This window comes from Bradyrhizobium sp. 2S1, assembly GCF_011516625.5.
Taxonomy (GTDB): domain Bacteria; phylum Pseudomonadota; class Alphaproteobacteria; order Rhizobiales; family Xanthobacteraceae; genus Bradyrhizobium; species Bradyrhizobium septentrionale.
In genome coordinates, this window is record NZ_CP147717.1 from 254341 (window position 1) to 277107 (window position 22767).

Genomic DNA, 22767 nt, shown 5'->3' on the forward strand with positions numbered 1-22767 from the left:
CCGAAAAAATGGACAAGGTTAAGCTGCTTTTAGCTCCATCTCGATCGGACTGACATAGCCGATGGCGGAGTGACGACGAGTTCGATTGTAGAAGCCTTCAATGTAAGCAAAGATATCACGTGTGGCCTCTGCGCGTGTTGCATAGTGAGTGTGGTAGACGAGCTCGATTTTGAGCGTGTGAAAGAAGCTCTCCATTGGAGCATTGTCATAGCAGTCGGCCTTGCGGCTCATCGATGCCCTCAAGCCGGCAGATTGCACGACCTTGCGGTATTCCGCCGATGCGTATTGGACGCCGCGATCGGAATGATGGATCAGACCGGCGCCAGGCCGCTGCGCTGAGACGGCCATCCGCAAGGCTGCCAGCGGCAGCTCGGCACGCAAATGATCCGCCATCGCCCAGCCGACGATCCTGCGGCTGTACAAATCCATGACGGTGGCCAGATAGAGCCAACCCTGATCGGTCTCGATGTAGGTGATATCGGCGAGCCAGATCCGGTTCGGCGCAGTGGCGGTGAAGTTGCGCTCGAGCAGGTTCGCCGCGATCGGGAGGTCGTGACGGCTATCGGTCGTCCGCACCCGGCGAGGCCGTGCCATGATGGCCCTGATACCGTGATGGCGCATCAGCCGCTCGATGCGGCCACGGCTCGCCCCGCGGCCCTGGGCCTTCAATTCGACATGGATACGCGGGCTGCCGTAGCGTCCGTTTGTCTCGCGATGGACGCGCTTGATGTCGTCGACAAGCTCACGGTTGGCGACCGATCGCTGGCTCTCCGGCCGGGAGCGCCAAGCATAATAGCCGGCCGGCGAGACACCGAGCACGTCGCACAGGATCGTCACAGGATCGTCACAGGATAGTCGGCGCGGCGATCTTCGATGAAGCGGAATCTCATTTCGGCCCCCCAGCAAAGATCGCGATCGACTTTTTTAAAATGTCGCGCTCCATGCGCAGCCGCTCGTTCTCTCGCTGCAGACGAGCGATCTCCGCCGCGTGGTCCGCCGACGGCAGCGTCGCTTGCGTTGTGGGGCGCCGCGCCGCAGCCGTCGGCTCTCGCCCAGTTCCACGTAGTTCCACCCAGCGCCGCAAAACTGAATCGCGCAGGCCAAGTTCCTTGGCCACCGATCCGATCGAGCGGCCACTCGAAGCGACCAGATCGACCGCTTGCCGCTTATAGTCGTCCGTAAACGACCTACGCTGACGTCCTTCCATCCAACACCTCTCCTGGCTCTTCGAGCCTACTACAGGTGTCCATCAATTCGGAGGAGGTTCAGGACGCGATGATAGAGAACCGAGCGATTGTCGCGGCAGGCCTTGTGGCCGAGGGCACAGGCTAACCAACTTTTGCCCAATCCGGTCGCTCCGGTTATGAGCAAATTCTCGTGGCGATCGATCCAGTCGCCGCTGACCAGCTTGGCGAAGACGGCCCGGTCGATACCCCGCGGCGTGCGCAAATCGACGTCCTCCAAGCAAGCATTCTGGCGGAGCGCGGCCAGCTTGAGGCGCGTAGTGAGCCGCCTGGTGTCGCGTTCCGCGGCTTCCCGGTCGACCAGCAGGCCGATGCGATCTTCGAACGGCAAGGCTTCGAGATCAGGTGATCGTCGCTGCTCCTCGAAGGCCTTGGCCATGCCGCTCAAGCCGAGCTCGATCAGGCGTTCGTGGGTGGGATGGGTGAGCATACAGGTCTCCTTGGCTTCAGTGGAAATAATCCCGGCCGCGGATGTTGCCGTGGCGCAGGGGTTGGGGTTCGGAGGGCTCGTCGAGAAAGGTGCGATCCAGGCCGTTCTGGAGGATGGAGCGGATCGAGGCGACGGATCGCGCCTTGATCAGAATGCCGCGCCGGCAGGCCGCGTCGACGCGCTCGGCGCTGTAGCTTTTGGCCAGCGACAGAATGCCGAGGCAGGTGCGAAAGCCTTGCTCGGGATGCGGCCGGGCCGCGATCACGGCCTGGAAGAAGGCGGCGGTCGACGGACCGATCCGCTCGCCGGCGGCGATCACTCCGGCGGGCGTCCATTGGCCGTAGCGCCGATGGGCGCTGGGCATGTGGTCGGCGGTGGTGGTGTGGCCCCGCCGGTTGGGCGCGCGGGCGTGGCTGGCGATCCTGCGGCCGTTGTGGAAGATCTCGACCGTCCTGTCGTCGATGCGGGCATCGACAAGCTCACGGATGAGCCGATATGGCGTGGAATACCAGTGTCCATCGATCTCGATATGATAGTCGGGGCCGACCCGGCATCGCTTCCAGCGCGCGAAAGCGTAAGCCTGATCCGGCAGCTTTGTGAGCTTGGGCTTGTCGAGTTCGGAGAACAGTTCGGCGCGGCTGGCGCCAAAGTCGCGCATCTGCCGGGCATTGAGTTCGACGACGAGTATTTTGATGGCTGCGTTCAGCTCCGCCAACGAAAAGAAGCGTTGGTTGCGCAGCCGCGCCAAAATCCATCTCTGGGCGACTTGCACCGCAACTTCGACCTTTGCCTTATCTTTTGGGCGCCGCGGCCGGGCTGCGAGAATGGCCGTGCCGTAATGGCTCGCCATCTCGGCATAGGTTCGGTTGAGGCCAGGATCGTGGCGGTCGGGATTGGTGACGGCGGCCTTGAGATTGTCGCAGACCACGAATGTCGGCGCGCCGCCGAGGAAGGCGAAAAGGTTGATGTGGACCCGGATCCAGTCGGCGAGCCCCTCGCTTGGGCAGGCCTCGGCGTAGGTATAGTTGGAGGCGCCCATCGCTGCGACGAACAGCTTCATCGACTGCACTTCCCCACTTGAGGGGGCGATGACGTCGATGGTGTCGCCGGCGAAATCCACGAAAACCTTCTCGCCGCCCAGATGGGTCTGCCGCATCGAAGGCCGGGCTCGCCCCTTCCAGGCCTCGTAGGTCGTGCAGAACCATGTGTAGCCGAATCCATCGGGATGGCTGGCGCGATACTCGTCCCACAGCAGCCGGCGGGTCACGTTGCGCCGGCGCAGCTCCTTGTCGACATAGCCCCAGTCGGGAACGGGCCGCTGTGGGCTCTGTGACGCAGGCCTCGGCGCAGGGAAAAGCAGCAGCTCCAGGTCTTCGTCGGTCATTCCGACCGGCAACGGCCAGTTCAGTCCGGCAGCCCCGGCTCGGCGCAGATAGCTGTGCACGGCTCCGTTGCTGATGCCCAGGGTGCGCGCGATGGCTCGCTCCGGCAAGCCTTGAACATGTTTTAAGCGGAGAACCTCTTTGATCCGGCGCATCGACAATCTCTGGGTGGGCATCGGCCTTCCTCGTTCACTGACGAGGCAGTTCCTAAGCCGGTTGAGTTGTCGGCCGAAGCGGGCTGAGCCGCTGAAAAGCTGCTCACGATCCCGCGAAATCCGTGCTCACGATCGTCTGAAATCTCTGCTCACGATCCCCTGAAATCCGTGCTCACGATCCCGCGAAACATGCACAGCTTCGTAAGCAGCGCCTGGTCGATGGCGGTGCTCATGCCGAAGACGTGAAAAAGGTGATCGAACGAGATCTCGGGGAGGCAGGAACGTTTGGCCAGATGACCCGAAAGGTTTTCGGGTTACCCAGGCTCCTGGCTCGTCAGCTTTTTGACAGCCTAACCAAGTCAGAAACCTGATTAGATGATTCTGTAGATGCGAGGCTAACGTGGACCGACACAATTATGACCCAACCAACGTAACAGCTTCGTCGCAGGTGCAGCACGACCTGTTGCAGGAGCAGCAGGCGGGCCAAGCCGGGCAAGAGGCCTTTGAGCAGCAATTGCACGAGGCGCGCGAGGCCGATACCGCGATGCCGGACCGCGGGACCCCTCCCAATGTGTCTAGCGACGGCCAGCAGTCCCCGGAGGAACCGATAGGTGCACTCGCCGGGAGCAACCTTCTGCCAAGCGAGAAGGTTCTCATCAAAGATGGACATGACACAGCTGAGTTGAGACCAACGAACAGGCCGAGGACCCCAGACAATCCGCAAGGCGTTGCCATTGAGCGGCAGCTGAGCGAGGTCGCCAATTCAGTTGGAGGTGGTGGAGCAATCCCTGCCGCCTCGGCCCCGCAGCCGGCTCAGTTAACTCTGGTTTCAATAGCGGGCACAAAAAGGAAACAGCCTCTTTATTCCAAGGATGCTCTCGTTGTTTTGGGGTTTAGGGAGGCCCTCATCGGGGGCAAGCTCGCCGAATCCTTCGTCCAGAGGATTGTAGGTCCTCTTCTTAGCTTTGGCCGCTGGCTCTGTGTAAATAACAAGACGGGCATTGTTGCTCGGCTAGACAACAATTCGCTGACCGATGGCGGTGATCTGTTCCAATACAACGGAAACAGGGATCTCATTTTGGCACTAGACCATCTCCGGACCTGGCGGTCGACGGGGCGCGTCCCCCATGCAGCTCCCGTGCGCAAGCGCCAAAAAGCATCCACCGTCTATCCCCATGTGTCTGGGTGCGACCGGGAGCTTATCAGCGAGGTGGCTCAGGGCGTTATTGCAAGTCGGAAGCTGAAAGACGTGGTGGCTAACGGGTATACGCGCAATCTTAACAGGTTGGCGAATGATCTCGGGGAGCGCGGTCTATCGCTTGTTGGGAGTAATGACGCTTTCTTGCTCGCCCATGCTAAAGAAATCTTCAAGGGTGATAAACTTATGCGGACCGCGGTGGGGGCGCTTAGAGAACATCGTGCCCCCAACGCTCCGGGCGCTTCATCTGTTGGCGAGCGCCCACCGCTTCCTCCTGCCGATGGTGACGAAGGGCTCATTAAGGGCGCCATAAGCCACGCCTTTGAGAGCAACAAGTTGAGTTCGACTACCGTCAAGAGTTATGATTGGGCGCTTCGCAAATTCTCCCGAGAGTTAGGGCTTTACGGCGATTCGCTTTCTGCACTCAATCACGTAGCCCTACGTGTCTACGCGGACAGATTGTTTCGCAAAGACGGGGGCAAAATGGCCTTGGACGGTGGGCTGAAAGCGCTTCGTGAGTATCGTCAGGCGAAGGCTTCAAGCCCCTCGGGGGAGGGGGCTTCGGGCGCAGGCGGCTCTCAGCAGGGCGCAGGTGAGGCTACCCAGTCGCCGATGGTAGACGTCGATCCCGAAGAGCTTCGGCAGCTATTGGATGATGAGGCCGACGAGCCGCCGATCATGGCTGACGATCCAGCGCTTCTGCCACCGGAACAAGAGCTTCTGGAGGAGACGCAGGGACCGCGGGATCATCAATCCGGCCCCTTGTCGGCTCTCGAGCCAAGCGTACGCGACGACCATGCGCCGGATCACGCAGAGTCCTTTCCTGACCTGAGCGGACACCACGACCTCCAACAGGCCGCGCACGAGCTGATGGGTGCACTTGACAGGAGCAACCTCCTGCCAAGCGAGGAGGTCCTCGTCAACGATGAGCATGACACAGCTGAGTTGAGGCCAGCCAAGAGGCCGAGAAACCTAGACAATCCGCACGGCCTTGCCAGCGAGCGGCAGCTGAGCGAGATCGCCAATTCAAATGGAGGTGGTGGAGCAATGCCGGCCGCCTCGGCGCTGCAGCCGGCTCAGTCAGCTGGGGTTTTGAAAGGGCGGAGCAAGCAGCCTCTTTATTCCGAGGATGCTCGCCTTATTTCGGGGCTTGAGAAGGCCCTCATCAAGGGCAACAGCGCCAAGCGCACCGCCCAGAACTATGTACATTCTCTTCGCAGCTTCGGCCGCTGGCTCTTCGCAAATAACAAAGATCCGATTGCTGCTCGGCTCGACGACCAGTCGCTAATCGATGATGCGCGCGAGGCCATCGAAAAAGGTCATAACAGGGGACTCCGTCCGGCAATTGACCATCTCCGGACCTTCCAGTCGACGGGCGGAGTCGTGCCGATCACAGGCCGCGCTGAGCTAAATCCTCACCCCCAGGACGTGGCTCTCATCAAAGAGTACAAAAACGAAGCAGCGACAGTGACCGGCAGGGTGTATGCAGTTTCTCTTCGCAGTTTCGGTCACTACCTGCGTGAAAACAACAAGAAGGGCATTGCTGCTCGGCTTTCCGGCAACACGTTGGATGAAGATGTTAAGCGCTATAGGAAGGACGCCGGTGGGGATCCGAATATCGGTGCCGCACTGGCTCATCTCCGAAAATCGCAGGCCGGCGCTAAAGCGATGGAGTTCGAGCGCTATATTTCCCCAGTTCCTGATCCCGAAGACGCGGCACTGATGGAGCCGATGCCCGTCGGCGGCGCCGCTGCGCAGCACAGCGCGTCGCAGCGAGCTTTCAGTTGGCCAGAGGAGCTGCTTCCTGCGGTAGGCCACGATCAGGATTTGCTTTTGGGGCTGATGGACGAACCCGGCCCGTCGTCATCTCTCGAGCCAGCCGCGCGCCATGACCAGTCATCGGATCCCGGAGAGTCCATTCGTCCCTTGAACTGGGGCTACGACCGCCAGCAGTTCCCGGACGAGTCGATGGGTGCACTTGCCAGGAGCAACCTCCTGCCAAGCGAGGAGGTCCTCATCAACGATGAGCATGACACAGCTGAGTTGAGGCCAGCGAAGAGGCCGAGGCCCCTAGACAATCTGCACGGCCTTGCCGGCGAGCGGCAGCTGAGCGAGATCGCCAATTCAGGCGGTCGCCTGCTGACGTCGGCCCCCACCCATCAACTGGGTGCATCGCCATGGCAGGCGCAGCCGATGATGCAGGCGAGCGGGCACGAAGATGCCACGGCGCCGCATGCGGTCGCGACGTACGTCGGAGGCGCCGCTGCGCAGCACAGCGCGCCGCAGGGAGCTGTCAGTCGGCCATTGGTCCTCCCGGAAGGTTACGATCAGGACCTGCGTTTGATGGTGGAAGACGGCCCACCGTGGTCCGGGGTTCCCCCTGAGCAGGCGCAGGAGATAGTCCAAGCTGGACAGCAGGAACCTGCCAGGTCCACCTCGACCTGGTCGCCGCAGATGCCGCTCGACTTTGATTGGAGTATGTGGCCGACCCTGGAAGCAGCGTCAGCGCACTCTGCCAGGGCTCCTTCAGACATCGAAGGCGGTCTTGAGGCAGCGGTTCATCCGAATCCGCCCGCACCGTTCGAGTTGCGTGACAATGCTTGGAGCCCGGCGCCTGACTTTCCGCCGCCGTTTGCCGGGCCAGTACCGGGTCATCACCAGGGCGTTCGACAGCCCGGCTCGCCGCAGGGGCTTTCTCCGGCGCCAGCCTTCTCGGATGATGAAGCTTTGGCGTGGTTGCGCGAGGAGCTGGCGCGGCGGCAGATGCAAGAGCCGGCCTCACCATCAACCAGCAGGGCTCCGTCAGACACCTACGGCGGTCTTGAGTCTTTTGTTGATCTGGATGCGGCCACGCCGTCCGAGTTGCGCGACGATGCTCACTTTGCGCCGGCGCCCGCTGCCGGGGCTCGCTCAGACACCTACCGTGGTTTTCCATTGGTTGATCTGACTGCGGCCACGCCGTCCGAATCACGCGACGATGCTAATTCTGTACGGCCGTTTCCGAGCACCTCCGCTGATGCTCAGATCAGGGCTTTAGATCCGACAGCCTCGTCCCACGGCCACGGGCTGGTGCTCGAGGACACGGAATGGCTGGGCGACGAGCATATCGACAGGGATTACCGGCTCCAGGAGCTGGATTTGCGGAGGAACCATCCGGATCTCGCCGCCCGGACGCGGTTCGTGAATCCCCTCATCGTCCTAAATTATCTGCGCTCTAACGACGATGGCGTCGTGCTAACCGAATTCCAGCGCATCGTCGGTGATGATAATGGTAATGATACAGCCGACTTCCTGTTCCTGCCCGTGATTAATGCCAATCCTGAAGATCCTAATAGCCTCGGCAACCATTGGTCGCTGCTGTTCGTTGATCGCCGCGACCGGGGCCGGCCGGTCGCCTATCACTACGATTCCTACGGGGGACTCAACAACAAGGATGCAGACCATCTCGCAGGTCGGCTGCACCTCCGCCTGGAGCGAGCCGGCATGGCCCAGCAGCGGAACGGGTATGATTGCGGTGTCTTCGTCGTGGACGGGACGCGGGCGCTGGTTAGGCAATTGGAGCAAGGACGGGAACCAGACCTGCTGAACCTCAGCAACGTAGTTGCCAATCGGCAGGCACTGCAGAACCGACTCAGGGGCTGATGTCGCCGTGGGCGGATAGCTCAGGCTGGAGGGCTCACGCCGACGGCCTGGGCCCTGGGCACGAAGGACCGGAACCAGCCGGCGCAGCCATCCGGCGAGCGCAGTCTGGGGAAGTGCCGGCGAACGCCTCTACGAATTCGCAAGAGTGCGCCTGAGGGCTGGCGAGCGTGGTGTAAAGCGCTGATGCGGCGTAGGAGTCGGTTGCGAAGCTAACCCCATCACCTTCAGTGTGTTTCGGCATGGAATAAGGACCCCGCGTATTGCCTCAGGAAGTAATGTTACCCGGGATGAAGGTCTACGAACTGCCCCAGACCGCCCGAGGCTGTGGACGGCGCTGCGTGTTGCGGCAAGCTGAGCACGCGCACTGACAAATGATCTGGCTGGATAGCGAATTGTTTCCGGGGCCACCTCGTTCGGCACAGACAAGGACGTGGCAGTTCCGGAATCTGTCGCGAGGGAGACTGAATCAGACGCACTACTCGGCCACCTGAGCCGAGAGGATGTTCGCCTCATCCATGATCCTCGCGCTCGGCAGATGAATGAAGCTGGAGCAAAGATCCATTGCTCCTTCGCCTACCTGCCTATCGGGCCTACCGGGCAGGACCCAGGATCGTTGCAAGGGGGAGGCCTCGATCGCGTAGTAGCGATCACTTCCTCGGAGGCGGGGCCCTCCGTTCCATTGAGCATGGCAGATACGCGCCAGCGGAAGGCTGTTTGCGGCGTCAGGCCGGAGTCACCGAAGCTCGCGCCTGCTACCTCGCCAACCGTCTGAAACGCACGATCGGCGCCTGCACGCTGGACCTTGTAAGTCGTTGCTCCCGATACCGGAAACCAGACAAGATTAACGCTGCTATCCGACGCATCGTTCGCCGAGAGCCCTTGAGGTGCTGACACCGATTGATCGTTTTCACTGACGAGCGTCGCGTTGGGCGTCGCGTTCCCCCCGGTGAGCGCGTCTAGCATGGCCTTGATCGCCTTGATTTGCGGTCCGGACTTGGTGACATAGTCATCGGTGTGATTGACGTAGCTCCACCAGTCCCAGCAGGCATCCGGATTGGTCGGCCGAAATGAGTGGGGCTTGGTTTGAGGATAGAGAATGATAAAACTGTTCGTATCCGCCCACGCATTGTAGCCGGCATAGTCGACAAACTTGGGCCCGATTTGATCGACATCCTGCTTGCATCCATGCAGCGCCACGTGAACGCGGCATGGAGCGCCCTGCTCGCAGTCCTGAGGTACAAAAGCATAGCCTTTATCGCCCAGGCTCAGCTCGTCGGTTGTATGCGGCCTAGTATAGAGTGACTGATCGAAGCTCTTGAGTGCGCCCGCGAGTTGCCCGCGATTGAGTGGGTTCAGGCGGCCATAGATGTGCTGCAGAATGATTCCGGCCTGATCGTAGCCGCATTGGTTGATATACGGTTCCTTGTTGGCGCTGCAGTCGTTCAGTCCCGCGTCGTTCTGTTTCGTCACCACGAAAGAATGGCCCGCGCCAAGCACGGTCTGATAGAAGAGATTGCCGCGCTTGCCATCGCCCAAATAGTGGCGGTAGAACTCGGCAGCCGCATCGGGCGCGGCTTTATAGACGACCGCGTCGTTGTAGCCGTGGAAGAGGTAGATTTTCTGCCTGGCAAGATTGCTAAGTGGATCGATCTCGCCGGCTGACGCCTTTGCATCAGCTTGATTCGTGAAGTGCTTGATGTTCAGGTCCGACGCAGGCCCTTTCATGCATTGACGCGTAGCCCGCCAGATCGGCCCCCAATACCCGGTGATGACATCCCAGAAGTTCGCCTCCGCGCACCAATAGGGGCCGCCAGCGACCACACCGACTCCCTTGATGATCGAAGACCAGGCTGTGCCGAACTGGATTGCCATGAAGGCGCCGGATGAAATGCCGGAGACCGAGCTCTCGCCGATCGCCGCATTATAACTGCGCAATGCCGAAGGCTGGGCAGCGAGCGGCGATATTCCAACGGCCATAGCACAGATCAGGCCGACAACGTGGTGCCGCAAGTTGGTCACGTGCATGGAAGCCTCGCCAATCAACAGGACCAGTGATTGGACAAACGTAGGGCAATTGAACTGGACAAGCGACCCACCAAAAATGAGGGGAGTCCGCCCAATCCGCTGGATAGTTGCCGAGCTCTCCACGTGACGATGAAACGAGGACGGCGCCCAGTCGCGTACCCGGTCGACGAGCCTCGTTTCGCGCCAGACGACGCGAAAAGGTGGACTTGATCAACCGCCAGCGCAGTGCAAAATCGGCATCACCTTCGGGCAATATTTACACGACGTGAAGGTGTTCAGGCAACACCCAGGCCGATGCCTTCGATGGATATAACCAGCTCTACAAAGCCCAAAGGAAGCCGGCTCCGATCCTTGAAGCGGCCTGCCGAGTAGGCGGGGGTGTTGCCATCCCCGCCCCTCACAGACCCGGACGAGCGGATTACCCGCATCCGGTTCTTCACGCGCAAGCTTCGCTCACGAGACGGCATATTGGTGGACGATCTTGGCTGTTGGCAGTGGGTATCGCGCGAGCATGGCCCGGAAGCGCGTCCACGGCAGATTGCTGTGGCGGCCACGCCGTGCGAGCCATTTCCTCCATATCCGCGTGACTTGGTGGTGGTACCACCTGATGCGTCGGCCGTTTCCGGAGATGACGTAGTAGGCGCAGTGCCCCCGGATTACCCGTGACAGATGGGCGTGCTGCTCCCTGAACGAACAGTGCAGGTTTTGCCGACACCATTCCATCACAGAAGCCAGCGCGCGTGCGTAACGGTCTTTTGCCGTTATCTGACGGACGACATTCTTGCCTCGCCTCGACATACCCCACACGTGGGTGAAGCCAAGGAAGTTGAACGTGGTCCCCGCCGTCACAGGATGACGCCCGCCTGGGCGTTTGAACCGGAAGTCTACGAAGCGAGTCTTGGTCGGATGGAGTTGAAGCCCATACCGATCAAGCCGCTTGGCCAATACGTTCAGCAATCGCTTGCCGGACAGGTGGTCCTCAAAGGCAATCACCGCATCATCAGCGTATCGAACCAGTTGGCACCGCCCCTTGAGCCGCGGTCGCGCCACCTGCTCGAACCATTCGTCCAGCACATAATGCAGGTAGATGTTTGCAAGCAGTGGCGAGATCACGCCGCCTTGGGGCGTTCCACCAGTCGTGCGGCGCAGGATGCCCTTTTCGAGCACCCCCGCCTTCAGCCATTTATCAATCATCCTCCGGACGACACCGTCCGTGACTCGCTGGTCGAGGAATCGGCGCAAGTGTGCGTGGTCGATGGTGTCGAAGTATTTCGAGATATCGACGTCCACCACCCAGCGCAGCCCTTATTCCATGAACCGGTACGTAGAGCGTGCAGGGCGTCATGGGCCGATCGTCCCGATCGGAACCCGTACGAGCACGGCAAGAAGTCCGTCTCGTAGATCGGCTCCAGCAGCAGGCGAATCGCCCGCTGCGCCACCTTGTCTTCCAGTGTCGGGATGCCCAGCGGCCGTTCCGTGCCATCCGCCTTGGGGATGTAGTGCCGTCGCACCGGCGGCGCGATGTAACGGCCGGATTTGATGCGCGCCAGGAGATCATCAAGATTGACCTCCAAGTTCGCCTCATAGTCCGTCGCCATCATGCCGTCGACGCCGGGCGCGCCATGCTTGCGCGTCAGACGATAAGCCTCGAGCATCCATTCACGGTCGATCAGGTGATGCAGCGCGGTCAGCACCCGCTCGGGATGTTGCCTCGCCAGATCGGCTATCCATTGTCGTTTCGTGGACAGGTTTGCGGGACTCAGGGTTCCCTCCCGTGTTTCTCGTCAATGGGTCTTAACGCGTGACGGCTCCCTTCCCTCCAGCGGGTCCCGGTGAGCCCAGTTTGTAAATTCGCTTGCAATAATGCCCCCCTGAGGGGCGGTTTTCGCGTCCAATAAAGACCCCCCTTTGACGTTGTGTGTCAGCGTCCTTCCCTTTGGCCTCAGTCGGCCGGGAAGGGCTGATGGGGATGATTGGCGTGGACAAGATCGGCGAGATACGGCGCGCCTATTTCGAGCAGGACCGCTCCATCAAGGAGATAGTGCGCACGCTTTTGGTATCGCGCGCGACGGTGCGCAAGGTCATTCGGGGCCACAAGACCGAGTTCAAATACGCGCGGGGCGTTCAGCCGACGCCTAAGCTTGGCGACTGGGTCGAGGCTCTGACGGAGATCCTTGGAACCGAAGCTAGAGCATTTTCCGACCGGAATGAATCGGGTGGGGATTCCCAAAACGGCGCGAGTCAGATTCAAGCTGCATGCTGGCGAGGGAGGCCAGCATGTATGGCCAGGGCGCTTTCGGTTGATCTTCGTCAAAGGGTGATAGCCGCGATTGACGGTGGCATGTCCTGTCGACAGGCTGCTGAGCGCTTTGGTGTCAGCGCGGCCAGTGCGATCCGCTGGCGCGGTCGCCTCAAGGAAGTTGGCGACATCGTTCCTAAACGCCAGGGCGGTGACCGCAAATCGCAGCGCATCGAAGCGCATTCGCAATTGATTCTGGAGGCAGTGACAGCGAAGCCGGATATCACGCTCGCCGAGTTGCGAGAACTGTTGAAACGTCGTGGAATATCGACTGGCATCGCGTCGCTCTGGCGTTTTTTCCAGCGCAGAAAGATCACACTTAAAAAAAGACAGCGCACGCCGCCGAGCAACGGCGCGGCGATATAAATGCCGCGCGTGAGGAGTGGTTCGAAGGGCAAATCGATCTTGACCCTGAGCGTCTCGTCTTCATCGACGAAACCAGCGCCAACAGAGCTGGCTCCGCAAATTCGGACAGTAGCTTGAGTGGATTTTCTGCCTGACAGCGGCGAGGATTCTTGCCGCGAATCAGGAGCGAAGATGACGAAGAAGAGCCGCCGGATGCATTCTCCGGCATTCAAGGCGAAGGTTGCTTTGGCTGCGGTCAAAGGCGAGAAGACGCTGGCGGAGCTGGCGCAACTGTTTGATGTTCATCCGAACCAGATCACGATCTGGAAAAACCAGCTCCTGGAAGGCGCCGCCGGCGTGTTTGGGCATGACAAGGCGTCGGCCGAGACGCCGGTCGATTTGAAGGCGTTACATGCCAAGATCGGCGAGCTGGCGTTGGAAAACGATTTTTTGTCCGGCGCGCTCACCAAGGCGGGCCTGCTGAGCGCAAAGCGATGATCGACCGCGGTCATGATCTTTCTATCGTGCGCCAGGCGAAGGTCCTGAAGCTGGCTCGCAGCACGGTCTACTATGAACCTCGGCCAGTTTCGGCCGAGGACCTTGCCTTGATGCGTCGGCTCGATGAGCTGCATCTCGATTATCCCTTCGCGGGAGCGCGTATGCAGCGATCGTTGCTGCGGCGGGAGGGCGTATACGCCGGTCGCCGCCACATCGCGACGCTGATGAAGCGCATGGGGATCGAGGCGGTCTATCGTCGCCCGAACACGAGTAAGCCGGCACCGGGTCACAAGATCTACCCGTACCTGTTGCGCGGATTGAAGATCGAGCGGCCCGACCAGGCGTGGGCAATGGACATCACCTACATTCCGATGCGGCGTGGCTTCGTCTATCTCGCGGCGGTCGTCGATGTGTTCAGCCGACGGGTCCTGGCCCATCGCGTCTCGATCACAATGGAGGCGGCCTTCTGCGTCGAAGCGGTCCAGGAGGCGTTGGCGAAGCACGGCAGGCCCGAGATTTTCAACACGGACCAGGGCAGCCAGTTCACCAGCCTCGAGTTCACCGATGTGCTGCTGGACGCGAAGATCGCCATCAGCATGGACGGCAAGGGCGCCTGGCGCGACAACGTGTTTGTCGAGCGGCTCTGGCGCACGGTCAAATACGAAGAAGTTTATCTCCGCGCCTACGACAGCGTGTCCGAGGCGCGAGCGTCAATTGCCAAGTATCTGGCCTTCTACAATCAGGGACGCCCTCACTCGAGCCTTGACGGGCGCACGCCCGACGAGGCTTACTTCGGCACGCAAGCTATGGTGATGGCCGCATGACCGTCGCCGACGATTTTGTCGTCGCTCTGGTCGGGCTACGCCCTCCCGACGCAACGACAAAATCGTAAGGCCCCGCGTTCAGCATAACCCGGCAGGAATCCACTTAAATCCCGCGGGGCGCTGTCCAAACAACCGGCGCCAGCTCTCAGGTCCGAGCGCTCGTGCGGGAATGCGTGCTGGAAGAACTCTTCGCCAGTGAAGTACTGGAAATACGGGTCGTGGACCCAGCGTTCGCATCCCCCCTCATCGGACAGCCCGTAAATGTGCTTGAGCAACAACAGCCCGATCACGAAGCGGGTCTCAATCCCCGGCCGGCCGTTCTCGCTGTAGAGCGGCGCGATCTCGCCGTCGATCCAGTCCCAATCGATCTTGCCGGTGAGCCGGACCAGCTCGTGCTTCAGATTGATGATCTGGTCGAGCCGCGCCCGGAAAAAATCGTTCGCTCCCGTCGTTTTGTGCTTCTTCGGCCGCATCGTGCCCTCCGATGCGGACAGGGACTCATGCTTCGCCCGTCGAGGGATTCTCGAAAACGAAATTGCAAGCTTCCGATGCACAAAACACCAAAACCTTGCAATCTCAGAACGTCATTCCAGCCAAATTACGATTCCAGATCAGTCGCCTGGAAGCTTCTTAACGGGCGACTCATTAGAGCGTTTCACGTTTTTATTGAAGCGTATCCGGCGTTGGCGAAGTAATTTTTGCATTCATCTGGCTGGATGGTTTGGATGAGTTCGCCGAGGTGGCGGCTGATCTCGTCGATGGTGCGTTTTTGGGCGGCGCGCATCCAGTGCTTGATCTTGGCGCAGGTCTGTTCGATCGGATTGAGGTCAGGCGAGTAATACCAATCCTCAAATTGATGGACCGATGTAGGCCCAATCGCGGAGCGCAATTGACATGATCTTCCACGGCTGATCGATGAGAGTGTTCCAGGCGTAACAGCAGTGATCGACGATGTCGTCATAGGATTTGAAAACGCGGTTTGACAGCCAATTCTGGCGCATGAACTGCCAGATATTCTCCTGACTGTTGAGCTCGGGCGAACGCGGCGGCAACGGCATCAGCGAGATGTTGTGCGGGATCTTCAGCTCCTTGGCTCCGTGCCACCCGGCCTGATCGAGGATGACGATGGCGTGAGCGCCAGGGCTGACCTTGCTTGCGATCTCGTTGAGATGAAGCTGCATGGCCTCGCTGTTGCAGAAGGGCAGAACCAGTCCCGCGCCGGTTCCGAGCTCCGGGCACACCGCACCGAACAGGTAGGTCGGGCTAGAACAACGCCTCACCCGGGCCGATCTTAGTGCCCGCTAGCGTCAGCTTGATTCTTTCCGCCGTTTGATAGAACGGGTCCACAGGATCGGGATAGAGCGCTGAACGCGCCAGCAGAGGGAATTCATCGTTTTTCCAAAAAGTGGAAGGATCGAGCACAAACTTCGCTACCAATCGTCGTCCAAAATCGATCTCGTGGTGGTGGTACTGCTTTTGCTGCCTATAACTGGTCATCTCTGGATATTCGCCCAATAGATAGCACTCCTGAATGTGGGCTCGTACCGCCGTAGGGGGGCATACGCTTGAAAGTCGAATTATCTGAACGCCAGCCTCTGCGCTTGCGGTTACTGCCCCGCTCAAGTTGGGCACACCGATAACAAAAACGTATGCCTCGTTTTTGGCGTTTTGCGAGGCGAACGAAGCGGCAATTCTGAGGGAGTGAGTAAAATCTAAAAGTGGCGTTAAACAGATTTCATAGTGCTGCAAAATCGCCCACCGCAAAATACGGTGTCGATTGATTTACGCAACGCCGAGCAGCTTAAGGTTCGTGTACTCCTCCGCCAAAGTGGCCTCGGCCGTTTCCAGCCTCGCAAACCGGTCTCGGACTTCAAATGTATTTGGCTTTTTGTCGACTCCAGACCGAAACACTCCCGGCTTGAGCGAAGAAAGCTTCGCTTCACTACGATAGTCAGAGCGCTGACCTCGAAAGAGAAGCACGTGCTCTCGGTTCAAAAATTGGAGTTCGGCAATCTTGGTCGCCAAATCCATAAATGAAATCACCTTGTGACCTGCGGCCGCCCTGACTTCGACACAGGTGGTTGCGGCCGCCTTGTTAGATTGCGGTGCGAATGACCAGAGCTTCTGTTCGCCAATCGTATCCATAAATTCCCTCATTTTCGGCGCGCACTTCATCTTAGCATTTTGAGCGCATTGGCGGAATGCCAAGCCAAGCCGATACCTTTTCATCAACATGTTCACAGTTGGTCTGAGGAAAAACTACTCCATTCACCTTCAAGTATTGCCGCAACGAGTAGCTTTCGCGCTCAGAATTCGTCGTTTCTAGTGTTCATAAAACAGCCGTTCTTCGAACAGTTCACTCACAAGCGAGCATAAAAACATGCCAAAATCCGCGTCTAGAATCACGTCGTCAGCCATCGAAAAACGAACAGTTCGAGCGCCGATTCGGCGAAAGAACGCTGAGCTACGAACGCGCGAGTATTTGACTGACGATGAAGTGCAGCGCCTAACGCAGGCTGCCAAGGCCAATCGCCACGGCCATCGTGACGCAACCATAATCCTCGTGGCCTACCGGCATGGCTTTCGGGCATCAGAATTGACCGATCTACGCTGGGATCAGATCGAATTCACCTCCGCTTCGCTGCACGTGAGACGGGTAAAGCAGGGGACGCCGAGCACGCACCCGATCCTCGGCGACGAACTACGCGCCCTTCGCAGGCTTCGGCGCGAGCAAGAACCGAAGTCGCCATTCGTATTCACGTCCGAGCGCGGCACTCCGTTTACTACAGCTGGCTTCGCTCGGATGGTCGAACGGGCTGGGATCGAAGCCAAGTTGGGCTTTAAGGCCCATCCGCACATGCTGCGACACGCTTGCGGTTACGCTCTCGCCAACAAGGGCCACGACACACGCGCGCTACAAGCCAACCTCGGACACAAAAATATCCAACACACCGTGCGCTATACCGAATTGTCCCCTACTCGCTTCAAGGACTTTTGGCGGCGCTAGTACCCAGAATCAGAGCTGAGTGATACGGCGGCCTTTGAAACGGCGTTGACGGACCTTTTTCTTGGTCCAGACGAAGGGCTCGGCTCTGTCGTTGTATGCGTTGACGTAGGCATCGATGTGCTCCTGAAGCTGCGTGAGGCTTGTGAAGGAGGTGCCGCTGAGCGACTGCCCCTGCAAGATCGAAAACCATACCTCGACCTGATTGAGCCAAGACGCACTTGTCGGCGTGAAATGAAATTGCACGTTGGGGTGGGCCTTGAGCCAATGCTCGTTCTTCTTGTGGGTGTTGAGGTTGTCGAGGATGACGTGAAGCTTCCGGTTCGGAAAAGCCGCGGTGACGCTGTTCATGAAGTCGAGAAACTCGACGCGGCGTCGGCGTTTTGAATGCGCCGCGATGATCTTTCCGGTGGCGACTTCGAGCGCCGCAAACAATGTTGTGGTGCCATGCCGCTTGTAATCGTGGCTCTGGCCGGTCAAGGCGCGGCCATTGGGCAACTTCAGATAACCCTGCGCTCGCTCCAAAGCCTGGATCGAGGGCTTCTCGTCCACGCACAGCACAATGGCCTTCGCGGGCGGGGCGACATAGAGGCCGACAACATCGGCGGCTTTGGCCGTAAAGTTCGGGTCGTTGCTCTCACACCAGGACTTACGAGCCGCGAGGTCAATCTTGTGGCTGCGCAGGAACCGCCAGACATATTGGACGTCAACATCGCCCAGCGCCCCGGCCAGCAGGGGCCCGGTCCAGCGTGCGAACCCGTCCGGCGGCGGCTTGTCCAGCAGCTTCAGAATCCGCTTGTCGGTGGCCTTCGTATAGATTGGCTGCTTGCCCGGTCGCGGCTTGTCTTGCAGCCCTTCAAGGCCTTGGTCGGCATAGCGATGCCGCCAAAGGCTGACAATCCGCGGCTGGACCCCAACTTCCTTGGCGATCGACCGAGTGCTGCGTCCATCCGCCGCCAACAGAACTATCCGCGCCCGCTTCAAATCGCGCTGCAACGTCACCGGGGAGCGGCAACACGCCTCAAGCACCTTGCGATCTTTCCTCGAAAGGTGGACTTCTCTTGCTTCGGGTATCATCCCGACCTTGAATCACGACTCACGCTTTAAGAACAGTAGGTACTAGGCAAGCGCACCAGTGGCTCTTAGTAACGCTCGGCCACAGGCAGACATCGGAACGATCTTGTGGTCGCCTCAAGGTCTGGAAGCGCGGCGTATGCGACAGAAGCCGACCTCGCTATCCGCCGATAGTAAATGAACGCGGCCAAGAAACAACGGGAACTAAGCGCATCGGCCGACCTTAAATTCACGCGGATTTCGACACGTCGGACCGCCTCGTGAAGACGTTGACGCTGCGCACGATAGGCTTTGTTGCAATAAGTTTTCGTGGTCATGAGACGGGTTTCAAATAATCTGTTCGACGCTACGACACTAAGCCGCCAAACTTGCTGTGCAGTTCCAGAGTCTCGAGGTGAACGAACTCTTCCACCTCTGTCCGGGTCTCGGCCTCAGTCAAATCCGACGCCAAATGCCCGCGCTGCTTAGCGTTACATTTCTGGATCTGAAATGCGGGTCAGCATCTTCACGTGCGGTCCCGCCCGTTTGAAGATCGGCTCCCAAAAGGCATAGGCCTTCTCGGCGAAACTCGCGCTTATGCTGAACTTCGTGAGCGCTCCCCGATATGCGGCCTGTCGTCGGCAGCCTTGCCCCTCGACAAGGTGCCAGATGAATTGAGCGACCTGGCGCGCGTACGTGCTCGGACGACCTCGGTGGTTGGGTACGATCTCAAGCCGCATGGTCCCGGTGTCGCGCGTCTCCGGTTCGGTGATATTGGCAAGCCAGTTGAAGATTGATGGATCAATGCTCGCGGCATAGCCGTCGCGCTTGAGCTGCTGATTGATCATAGAGAACGCGCTGGCGGCTTCTCTGAAGCATTCGCTCAGGATGAAGTTCGCCTGATTCTCCAGCTTGCCGCTCCGAAGATCGTCCAGCAATCTGACCGCCTCGTCAGTGAGCCGCCGCATGTATCGCGGTTGTGGCTGCCCTGCGCTGTCGGTTGGTTCCTTCTGTACAATCAATTCGACCGCATCCGCGCGGAACTCCGTTGCGGCTTCTTTGAGAACGGTCAAAAAATTGCTTTCAAGACTGAAACCGCCGATGTCATTCGACGCCGCTTCGCCTCCGACCCGTGTTTCTACGAGGTCCTTTGCATGGTCCAACGCAGCGTTCAGGCTGGTTTTGATGTTTTCAAAAGCGCTATTTTGATAGTCCTTGGCAATCTTCACCATCATCTCGGTGGTAGTGTCGGAATCTAGGAGTCCGTCCTTTCGAGACGCCGCCGCATTCCGAGATTCAAGCACCGCAACGGGACTCGGGGCCGTCGCTTGCCTTCCAAGGATTGTTTGATCAGACGTCTTGTCGCCTGTGTGCTCCGATCGCGGATTGGAAGCAGCAATCCCGCTGGACAACACAAACAGGCCATCGTCAACCGCTCGGCTCGCCGCCGCCGTAAGCTCCACCAGCGAGCGTCGCGCACAGCGCGTATGGCTAGCACGCCGCCTTTTTTGCGTGTGGCTCATGATCTAACGACCCTCGACAAGCTTTTTCAAGACCCAGCGCCACAGCTCACGAACTTCCTCCGAGGCTCTTCCCTCTTGTGCAAACTCGGTCACGCCTAATCCTGCCCCAAGCGCGTCCTGGTGGTCATTGCGCTGTCCGACATAGGGAAGCGCAAGCACCCCGAGCGAATTGAGCGACGTTGCAGCTTCACTCAAGCGGCAGCCCCGCGGTGGCGTCTGATTGAGGACGAAAGCAAATCGGCGGTTGAGCCTACGAATAGCAATCAGCGTCGGTATCGCAGCTTCGATGTCCGCCGGACTCGGACGCACCGGGATCAGGCAAAAATCCGCCCTCGCGATGGCGCGCATAGCCAGTCCATTGTTCGTGGCGGCGGTATCGATGACCGTAAGCCAGATCCCCTCAGCTTTAAGGGGGACGAGCGCGCCTTCTATTTCGGCGGGATCCGCGATCCGAACGACCCGCGGATAGGGATGGCCGCGCCGCTCTTTCCATTTTGAAATCGTGCCCTGTGGATCCGCCTCGACAATTGCGACGCGCTCCCCGTTCCCCATCGCTTCGACTGCGATTCCGACCGCCAGCGTGCTCTTGCCGCTTCCGCCTTTTTGGGTGACCAGAGCAAGGACATACATCTCCTGCGCGTCCCGGATGACAACGACATGAAACGAATCGTCGAAAAACTTGAGCTTGCCAAAAACCTACCACTCCCCATCGTGAATCGCATCAAGAGCGAGCGTGGAACTCACAACCAAATCAAAGCCCAGCCACTAACGATATACCGCGCTATACGTCCGCCAACGCCGGTCCATACATTGGGCCACTCGCGGACATGCCACGGCCAAGCCCGAGCGTTTAAAGATGGCGCAAGGCTCGCTCGGCGTCATCCTGTTGCGCCTGCGGATAGCCGAAATAAACGAGCACGCGATCGCCCATGTATTTGCCGCCAAAGCGGCGCACGCTAACGAGAACGTACGCGCGCTGATATCCATGATGGCCCGGAGCACCACACGCTCCGATCAGAGGCCGGATACATTGATGCAAGACCGCTCATCGCCAGCTCGACCAAGTCTTCTTGCAACGCGCGGCCGGACTGAGCTGCTGCCGGTTTGATGGACACCGAGATTAGGTGTTTCATGAAGCCGGAGGTGGCGATGAAAAGACGGAAGTTCAGCCGCGAGTTCAAGGTCGAGGCGGTCAAGCTGGTGCGGGAACGTGGGGTGTCGGTGGCGCAAGCTGGCCGTGACCTGGATGTTCATGAGAATGTTCTCCGCAAATGGGTGAAGGAGTTGGGCTCCGACCCGGCGCAAGCCTTTCCCGGCCACGGGCAGATGAAGCCGGAGCAGCAGGAGATCGAGCGGCTGCGCCGTGAGGTCGCCAAGCTGAAGGCCGAGCGGGATATCCTAAAAAAGGCCGCAGCCTACTTCGCGAAGGAAGCGACATGAAGTTCGCCTTCGTCGCGAAGCACCGGACGATCTGGCCGGTGGCATGGCTATGCGATGCGCTGGGAGTGTCGCGGTCGGGCTTCCATGCCTGGCTGAACCGCTCTCCCAGCGCCAGATCCCGCAGCGACGAGGAGCTCGGCGGCAAGGTCAAGGCCAGCTTCGCCGCCAGCGACCGCACCTATGGCGCACGCCGGGTGTGGCGTGACCTGCTCGCCGACGGGGCGGATTGCGGCCTGCACCGGATTGAGCGGCTGATGCGCCTGCAAGGCTTGCGGGCGCGGCCGCGACGTCGGCGCTTACCGAAGGACAGCGGCGATCGACAGCTCGAGACCGTACCGGCGAACCTCCTTGACCGGCAGTTCGCCGCCGAGCGGCCGAACCAGAAGTGGATCGCCGACTTCACCTATCTCTGGACGGCCGAAGGCTGGCTCTATGTCGCAGCGGTGATCGACCTGTTCTCACGCCGCGTGGTGGGCTGGTCGATGAGTGCCTCCATGACGGCACAGCTCGTGACGGACGCATTGTTGATGGCCGTCTGGCGGCGCGGCAAGCCGGATGCGCTGTTGCATCACTCCGACCAGGGCAGCCAGTACACCAGCGAGCAGTTCCAGCGCCTGATGGCCGACCACGGCATCGTTTGCAGCATGAGCCGCTCCGGCAACGTCTGGGACAACGCGGCGATGGAGAGCTTCTTCTCCTCGCTCAAGACCGAGCGTACGGCCAACAAGATTTATCAAACCAGAGATGAGGCACGCGCCGATGTGTTCGACTACATCGAACGATTTTACAACACGACCCGCAGGCACTCGACCATCGGCTATCTCAGCCCGGTTGAGTTCGAGCGCAAGGTGGGATTAGCTTAAGCGGGTGTCCATCAAACCGGCAGCAGCTCATCCCGAGCAATTACGGGCAAGCGACGTAGTTGTTATCACGCACGCGGCTTACACGAGCGCTAAGAAGACGCTCTCGGGTTTTAGTGCAGACCGGTGGCATAACCTGACGCATTGGCAAGGTGGAAGACGTCTCCTCACAATCGTTGACGAAGCGTTGGCCAACGTCGTGGAACACAGCCAGCTAAAGCTCGACGAGCTAAGCCGCACAATTGGGCACATTACGCAAGAAATGCGCCTGTCTCACCCAATTGAGGTTGAAGCTTTAGAGACGCTGCGCGAGAGCATGCTGTCCCATGCCGCGGCCAATGATGGCTTCGGTTTAGGCACGGCACTCGCATGGGAGGCTGGGTCCAGCCCGGCTAATGCCGACCTCACTGCGCTACGCGCCGACATGCGCAATCTTCGATACGACAAGATCAACGGCAAGGACGACGAGAACGAGCGTCAGAGGTTAGCTCAACGTTTTGACAAGACGCTGGCGTCCGCGGAGGCCCTATTGGATCAGTACGCCTTCATGACTCTGCAGGGCGTCCAGCACTCTCTCAACTCTTCAGCCTTAACCGTGCCGTTGGAGCTGCCCGGGCCAGTCGTGCTGGACGCAACAGCCGGCGTCGACCTGATGTATGACTTAATGGAGGACCGTGCGGACATCATTCCAACCCCAAAAGGTGTTCGCGACTACAGCAACGTGACGCTCCACGTGGCGCGTACCGAACGTATCGGTAAGTCGTAAGCGCGCATTTTACTGCACAGGCTGCGCGCGCGGCTGGCCGCGGCGTCGCGTGGCGCCGGGGCCCAGCGGGATCATCGGA

Annotated in this window: 13 protein-coding genes and 8 pseudogenes; 7 read left to right on the forward strand and 14 right to left on the reverse strand. The window is 59.7% G+C overall.

Annotated features, from left to right (window positions below; translation table 11 throughout):
- Positions 1-18: 18 nt before the first annotated feature.
- The 3 genes and pseudogenes from HAP54_RS01195 to istA form a co-directional block, all read right to left on the reverse strand.
- Positions 19-1207, reverse strand: a pseudogene (locus HAP54_RS01195) (IS3 family transposase).
- Positions 1208-1260: 53 nt separating this feature from the next.
- Positions 1261-1674, reverse strand: a pseudogene (locus HAP54_RS01200) (ATP-binding protein); the annotation flags it as partial.
- 16 nt (positions 1675-1690) lie between these two features.
- The gene (istA, locus tag HAP54_RS01205; protein WP_166217180.1) at positions 1691-3232 is read right to left on the reverse strand and encodes an IS21 family transposase; all 1542 of its coding nucleotides are present in this window, start codon (positions 3230-3232) and stop codon (positions 1691-1693) included.
- Positions 3233-3611: 379 nt separating this feature from the next.
- On the opposite strand from istA, the gene HAP54_RS01210 reads away from it, so the two are divergent.
- The gene (locus HAP54_RS01210) at positions 3612-8051 is read left to right on the forward strand and encodes a Ulp1 family isopeptidase (protein ID WP_224741419.1); all 4440 of its coding nucleotides are present in this window, start codon (positions 3612-3614) and stop codon (positions 8049-8051) included.
- A 573-nt stretch (positions 8052-8624) separates the two neighbouring features.
- On the opposite strand, the gene HAP54_RS01215 is transcribed toward HAP54_RS01210, so the two are convergent.
- Complete coding sequence (locus tag HAP54_RS01215) at positions 8625-10076, reverse strand: fibronectin type III domain-containing protein (protein WP_166298549.1); 1452 nt, start codon at positions 10074-10076, stop codon at positions 8625-8627.
- Positions 10077-10529: 453 nt separating this feature from the next.
- Positions 10530-11731, reverse strand: a pseudogene (gene ltrA / locus HAP54_RS01220) (group II intron reverse transcriptase/maturase).
- A 626-nt stretch (positions 11732-12357) separates the two neighbouring features.
- Here ltrA and HAP54_RS01225 point away from each other — a divergent pair.
- Both HAP54_RS01225 and HAP54_RS01230 read left to right on the forward strand, forming a co-directional pair.
- Positions 12358-12824 (forward strand): annotated as a pseudogene (locus HAP54_RS01225) (IS630 transposase-related protein); the annotation flags it as partial.
- Between the two features lie 88 nt (positions 12825-12912).
- A protein-coding gene (locus tag HAP54_RS01230; protein WP_166296389.1) for an IS3-like element ISRj2 family transposase occupies positions 12913-14042 on the forward strand; the annotation gives its coding sequence in 2 pieces (ribosomal slippage) (positions 12913-13165 and positions 13165-14042; 1131 coding nt in all).
- A gap of 146 nt (positions 14043-14188) precedes the next feature.
- On the opposite strand, the pseudogene HAP54_RS01235 reads toward HAP54_RS01230, so the two are convergent.
- The 6 genes and pseudogenes from HAP54_RS01235 to HAP54_RS01255 form a co-directional block, all read right to left on the reverse strand.
- Positions 14189-14515 (reverse strand): annotated as a pseudogene (locus tag HAP54_RS01235) (transposase); the annotation flags it as partial.
- A 182-nt stretch (positions 14516-14697) separates the two neighbouring features.
- Positions 14698-14883 (reverse strand): annotated as a pseudogene (locus HAP54_RS01240) (IS630 family transposase); the annotation flags it as partial.
- 7 nt (positions 14884-14890) lie between these two features.
- A pseudogene (locus tag HAP54_RS01245) lies at positions 14891-15298 on the reverse strand (IS630 family transposase); the annotation flags it as partial.
- Positions 15299-15305: 7 nt separating this feature from the next.
- On the reverse strand, positions 15306-15539 hold the full coding sequence (locus tag HAP54_RS01250; protein ID WP_224742081.1) for a hypothetical protein: 234 nt from the start codon (positions 15537-15539) through the stop codon (positions 15306-15308).
- Positions 15540-15707: 168 nt separating this feature from the next.
- Positions 15708-15806, reverse strand: a pseudogene (locus tag HAP54_RS52370) (FRG domain-containing protein); the annotation flags it as partial.
- An 18-nt stretch (positions 15807-15824) separates the two neighbouring features.
- Complete coding sequence (locus HAP54_RS01255; RefSeq protein WP_166298552.1) at positions 15825-16271, reverse strand: hypothetical protein; 447 nt, start codon at positions 16269-16271, stop codon at positions 15825-15827.
- A gap of 253 nt (positions 16272-16524) precedes the next feature.
- Here HAP54_RS01255 and HAP54_RS01260 point away from each other — a divergent pair, with 253 nt between their 5' ends.
- Complete coding sequence (locus HAP54_RS01260; protein WP_210297573.1) at positions 16525-17049, forward strand: tyrosine-type recombinase/integrase; 525 nt, start codon at positions 16525-16527, stop codon at positions 17047-17049.
- Positions 17050-17058: 9 nt separating this feature from the next.
- Here the strand turns inward: HAP54_RS01260 and HAP54_RS01265 are convergent, their stop codons facing one another.
- The 3 genes from HAP54_RS01265 to HAP54_RS01275 all read right to left on the reverse strand — a co-directional run bounded on the left by HAP54_RS01265 (position 17059) and on the right by HAP54_RS01275 (position 20252).
- The gene (locus tag HAP54_RS01265; protein WP_166204319.1) at positions 17059-18123 is read right to left on the reverse strand and encodes an IS630 family transposase; all 1065 of its coding nucleotides are present in this window, start codon (positions 18121-18123) and stop codon (positions 17059-17061) included.
- Positions 18124-18590: 467 nt separating this feature from the next.
- Complete coding sequence (locus HAP54_RS01270) at positions 18591-19622, reverse strand: hypothetical protein (protein ID WP_175619348.1); 1032 nt, start codon at positions 19620-19622, stop codon at positions 18591-18593.
- 3 nt (positions 19623-19625) lie between these two features.
- Positions 19626-20252, reverse strand: a complete 627-nt coding sequence (locus HAP54_RS01275) for a ParA family protein (RefSeq protein WP_166298554.1) — start codon at positions 20250-20252, stop codon at positions 19626-19628.
- A gap of 226 nt (positions 20253-20478) precedes the next feature.
- Between HAP54_RS01275 and HAP54_RS01280 the strand changes: the two genes are divergently transcribed.
- From HAP54_RS01280 to HAP54_RS01290, 3 genes are all read left to right on the forward strand, one after another.
- Positions 20479-20730: a hypothetical protein gene (locus HAP54_RS01280; RefSeq protein WP_166298555.1), complete on the forward strand. Its 252-nt coding sequence runs from the start codon at positions 20479-20481 to the stop codon at positions 20728-20730.
- A gap of 41 nt (positions 20731-20771) precedes the next feature.
- Positions 20772-21925 (forward strand): IS3 family transposase gene (locus HAP54_RS01285; RefSeq protein ID WP_166295259.1). Its coding sequence is split into 2 segments (ribosomal slippage): positions 20772-21021 and positions 21021-21925, totalling 1155 coding nucleotides; the frame shifts between segments, so codons are not numbered across the junction.
- A 4-nt stretch (positions 21926-21929) separates the two neighbouring features.
- Entirely contained in the window at positions 21930-22688 is a 759-nt protein-coding gene (locus HAP54_RS01290) for a hypothetical protein (RefSeq protein ID WP_166298556.1), read from the forward strand.
- Positions 22689-22767: the final 79 nt, after the last annotated feature.

Coding starts and splice junctions, on each gene's coding strand:
- istA (WP_166217180.1), bottom strand. CDS start 3,232: ATGCCCACCCAGAGATTGTCGATGCGCCGGATCAAAGAGGTTCTCCGC.
- HAP54_RS01215 (WP_166298549.1), bottom strand. CDS start 10,076: ATGCACGTGACCAACTTGCGGCACCACGTTGTCGGCCTGATCTGTGCT.
- HAP54_RS01250 (WP_224742081.1), bottom strand. CDS start 15,539: ATGACCAGTTATAGGCAGCAAAAGCAGTACCACCACCACGAGATCGAT.
- HAP54_RS01255 (WP_166298552.1), bottom strand. CDS start 16,271: ATGAAAAGGTATCGGCTTGGCTTGGCATTCCGCCAATGCGCTCAAAAT.
- HAP54_RS01265 (WP_166204319.1), bottom strand. CDS start 18,123: ATGATACCCGAAGCAAGAGAAGTCCACCTTTCGAGGAAAGATCGCAAG.
- HAP54_RS01270 (WP_175619348.1), bottom strand. CDS start 19,622: ATGAGCCACACGCAAAAAAGGCGGCGTGCTAGCCATACGCGCTGTGCG.
- HAP54_RS01275 (WP_166298554.1), bottom strand. CDS start 20,252: ATGTATGTCCTTGCTCTGGTCACCCAAAAAGGCGGAAGCGGCAAGAGC.
- HAP54_RS01280 (WP_166298555.1), top strand. CDS start 20,479: ATGGCGCAAGGCTCGCTCGGCGTCATCCTGTTGCGCCTGCGGATAGCC.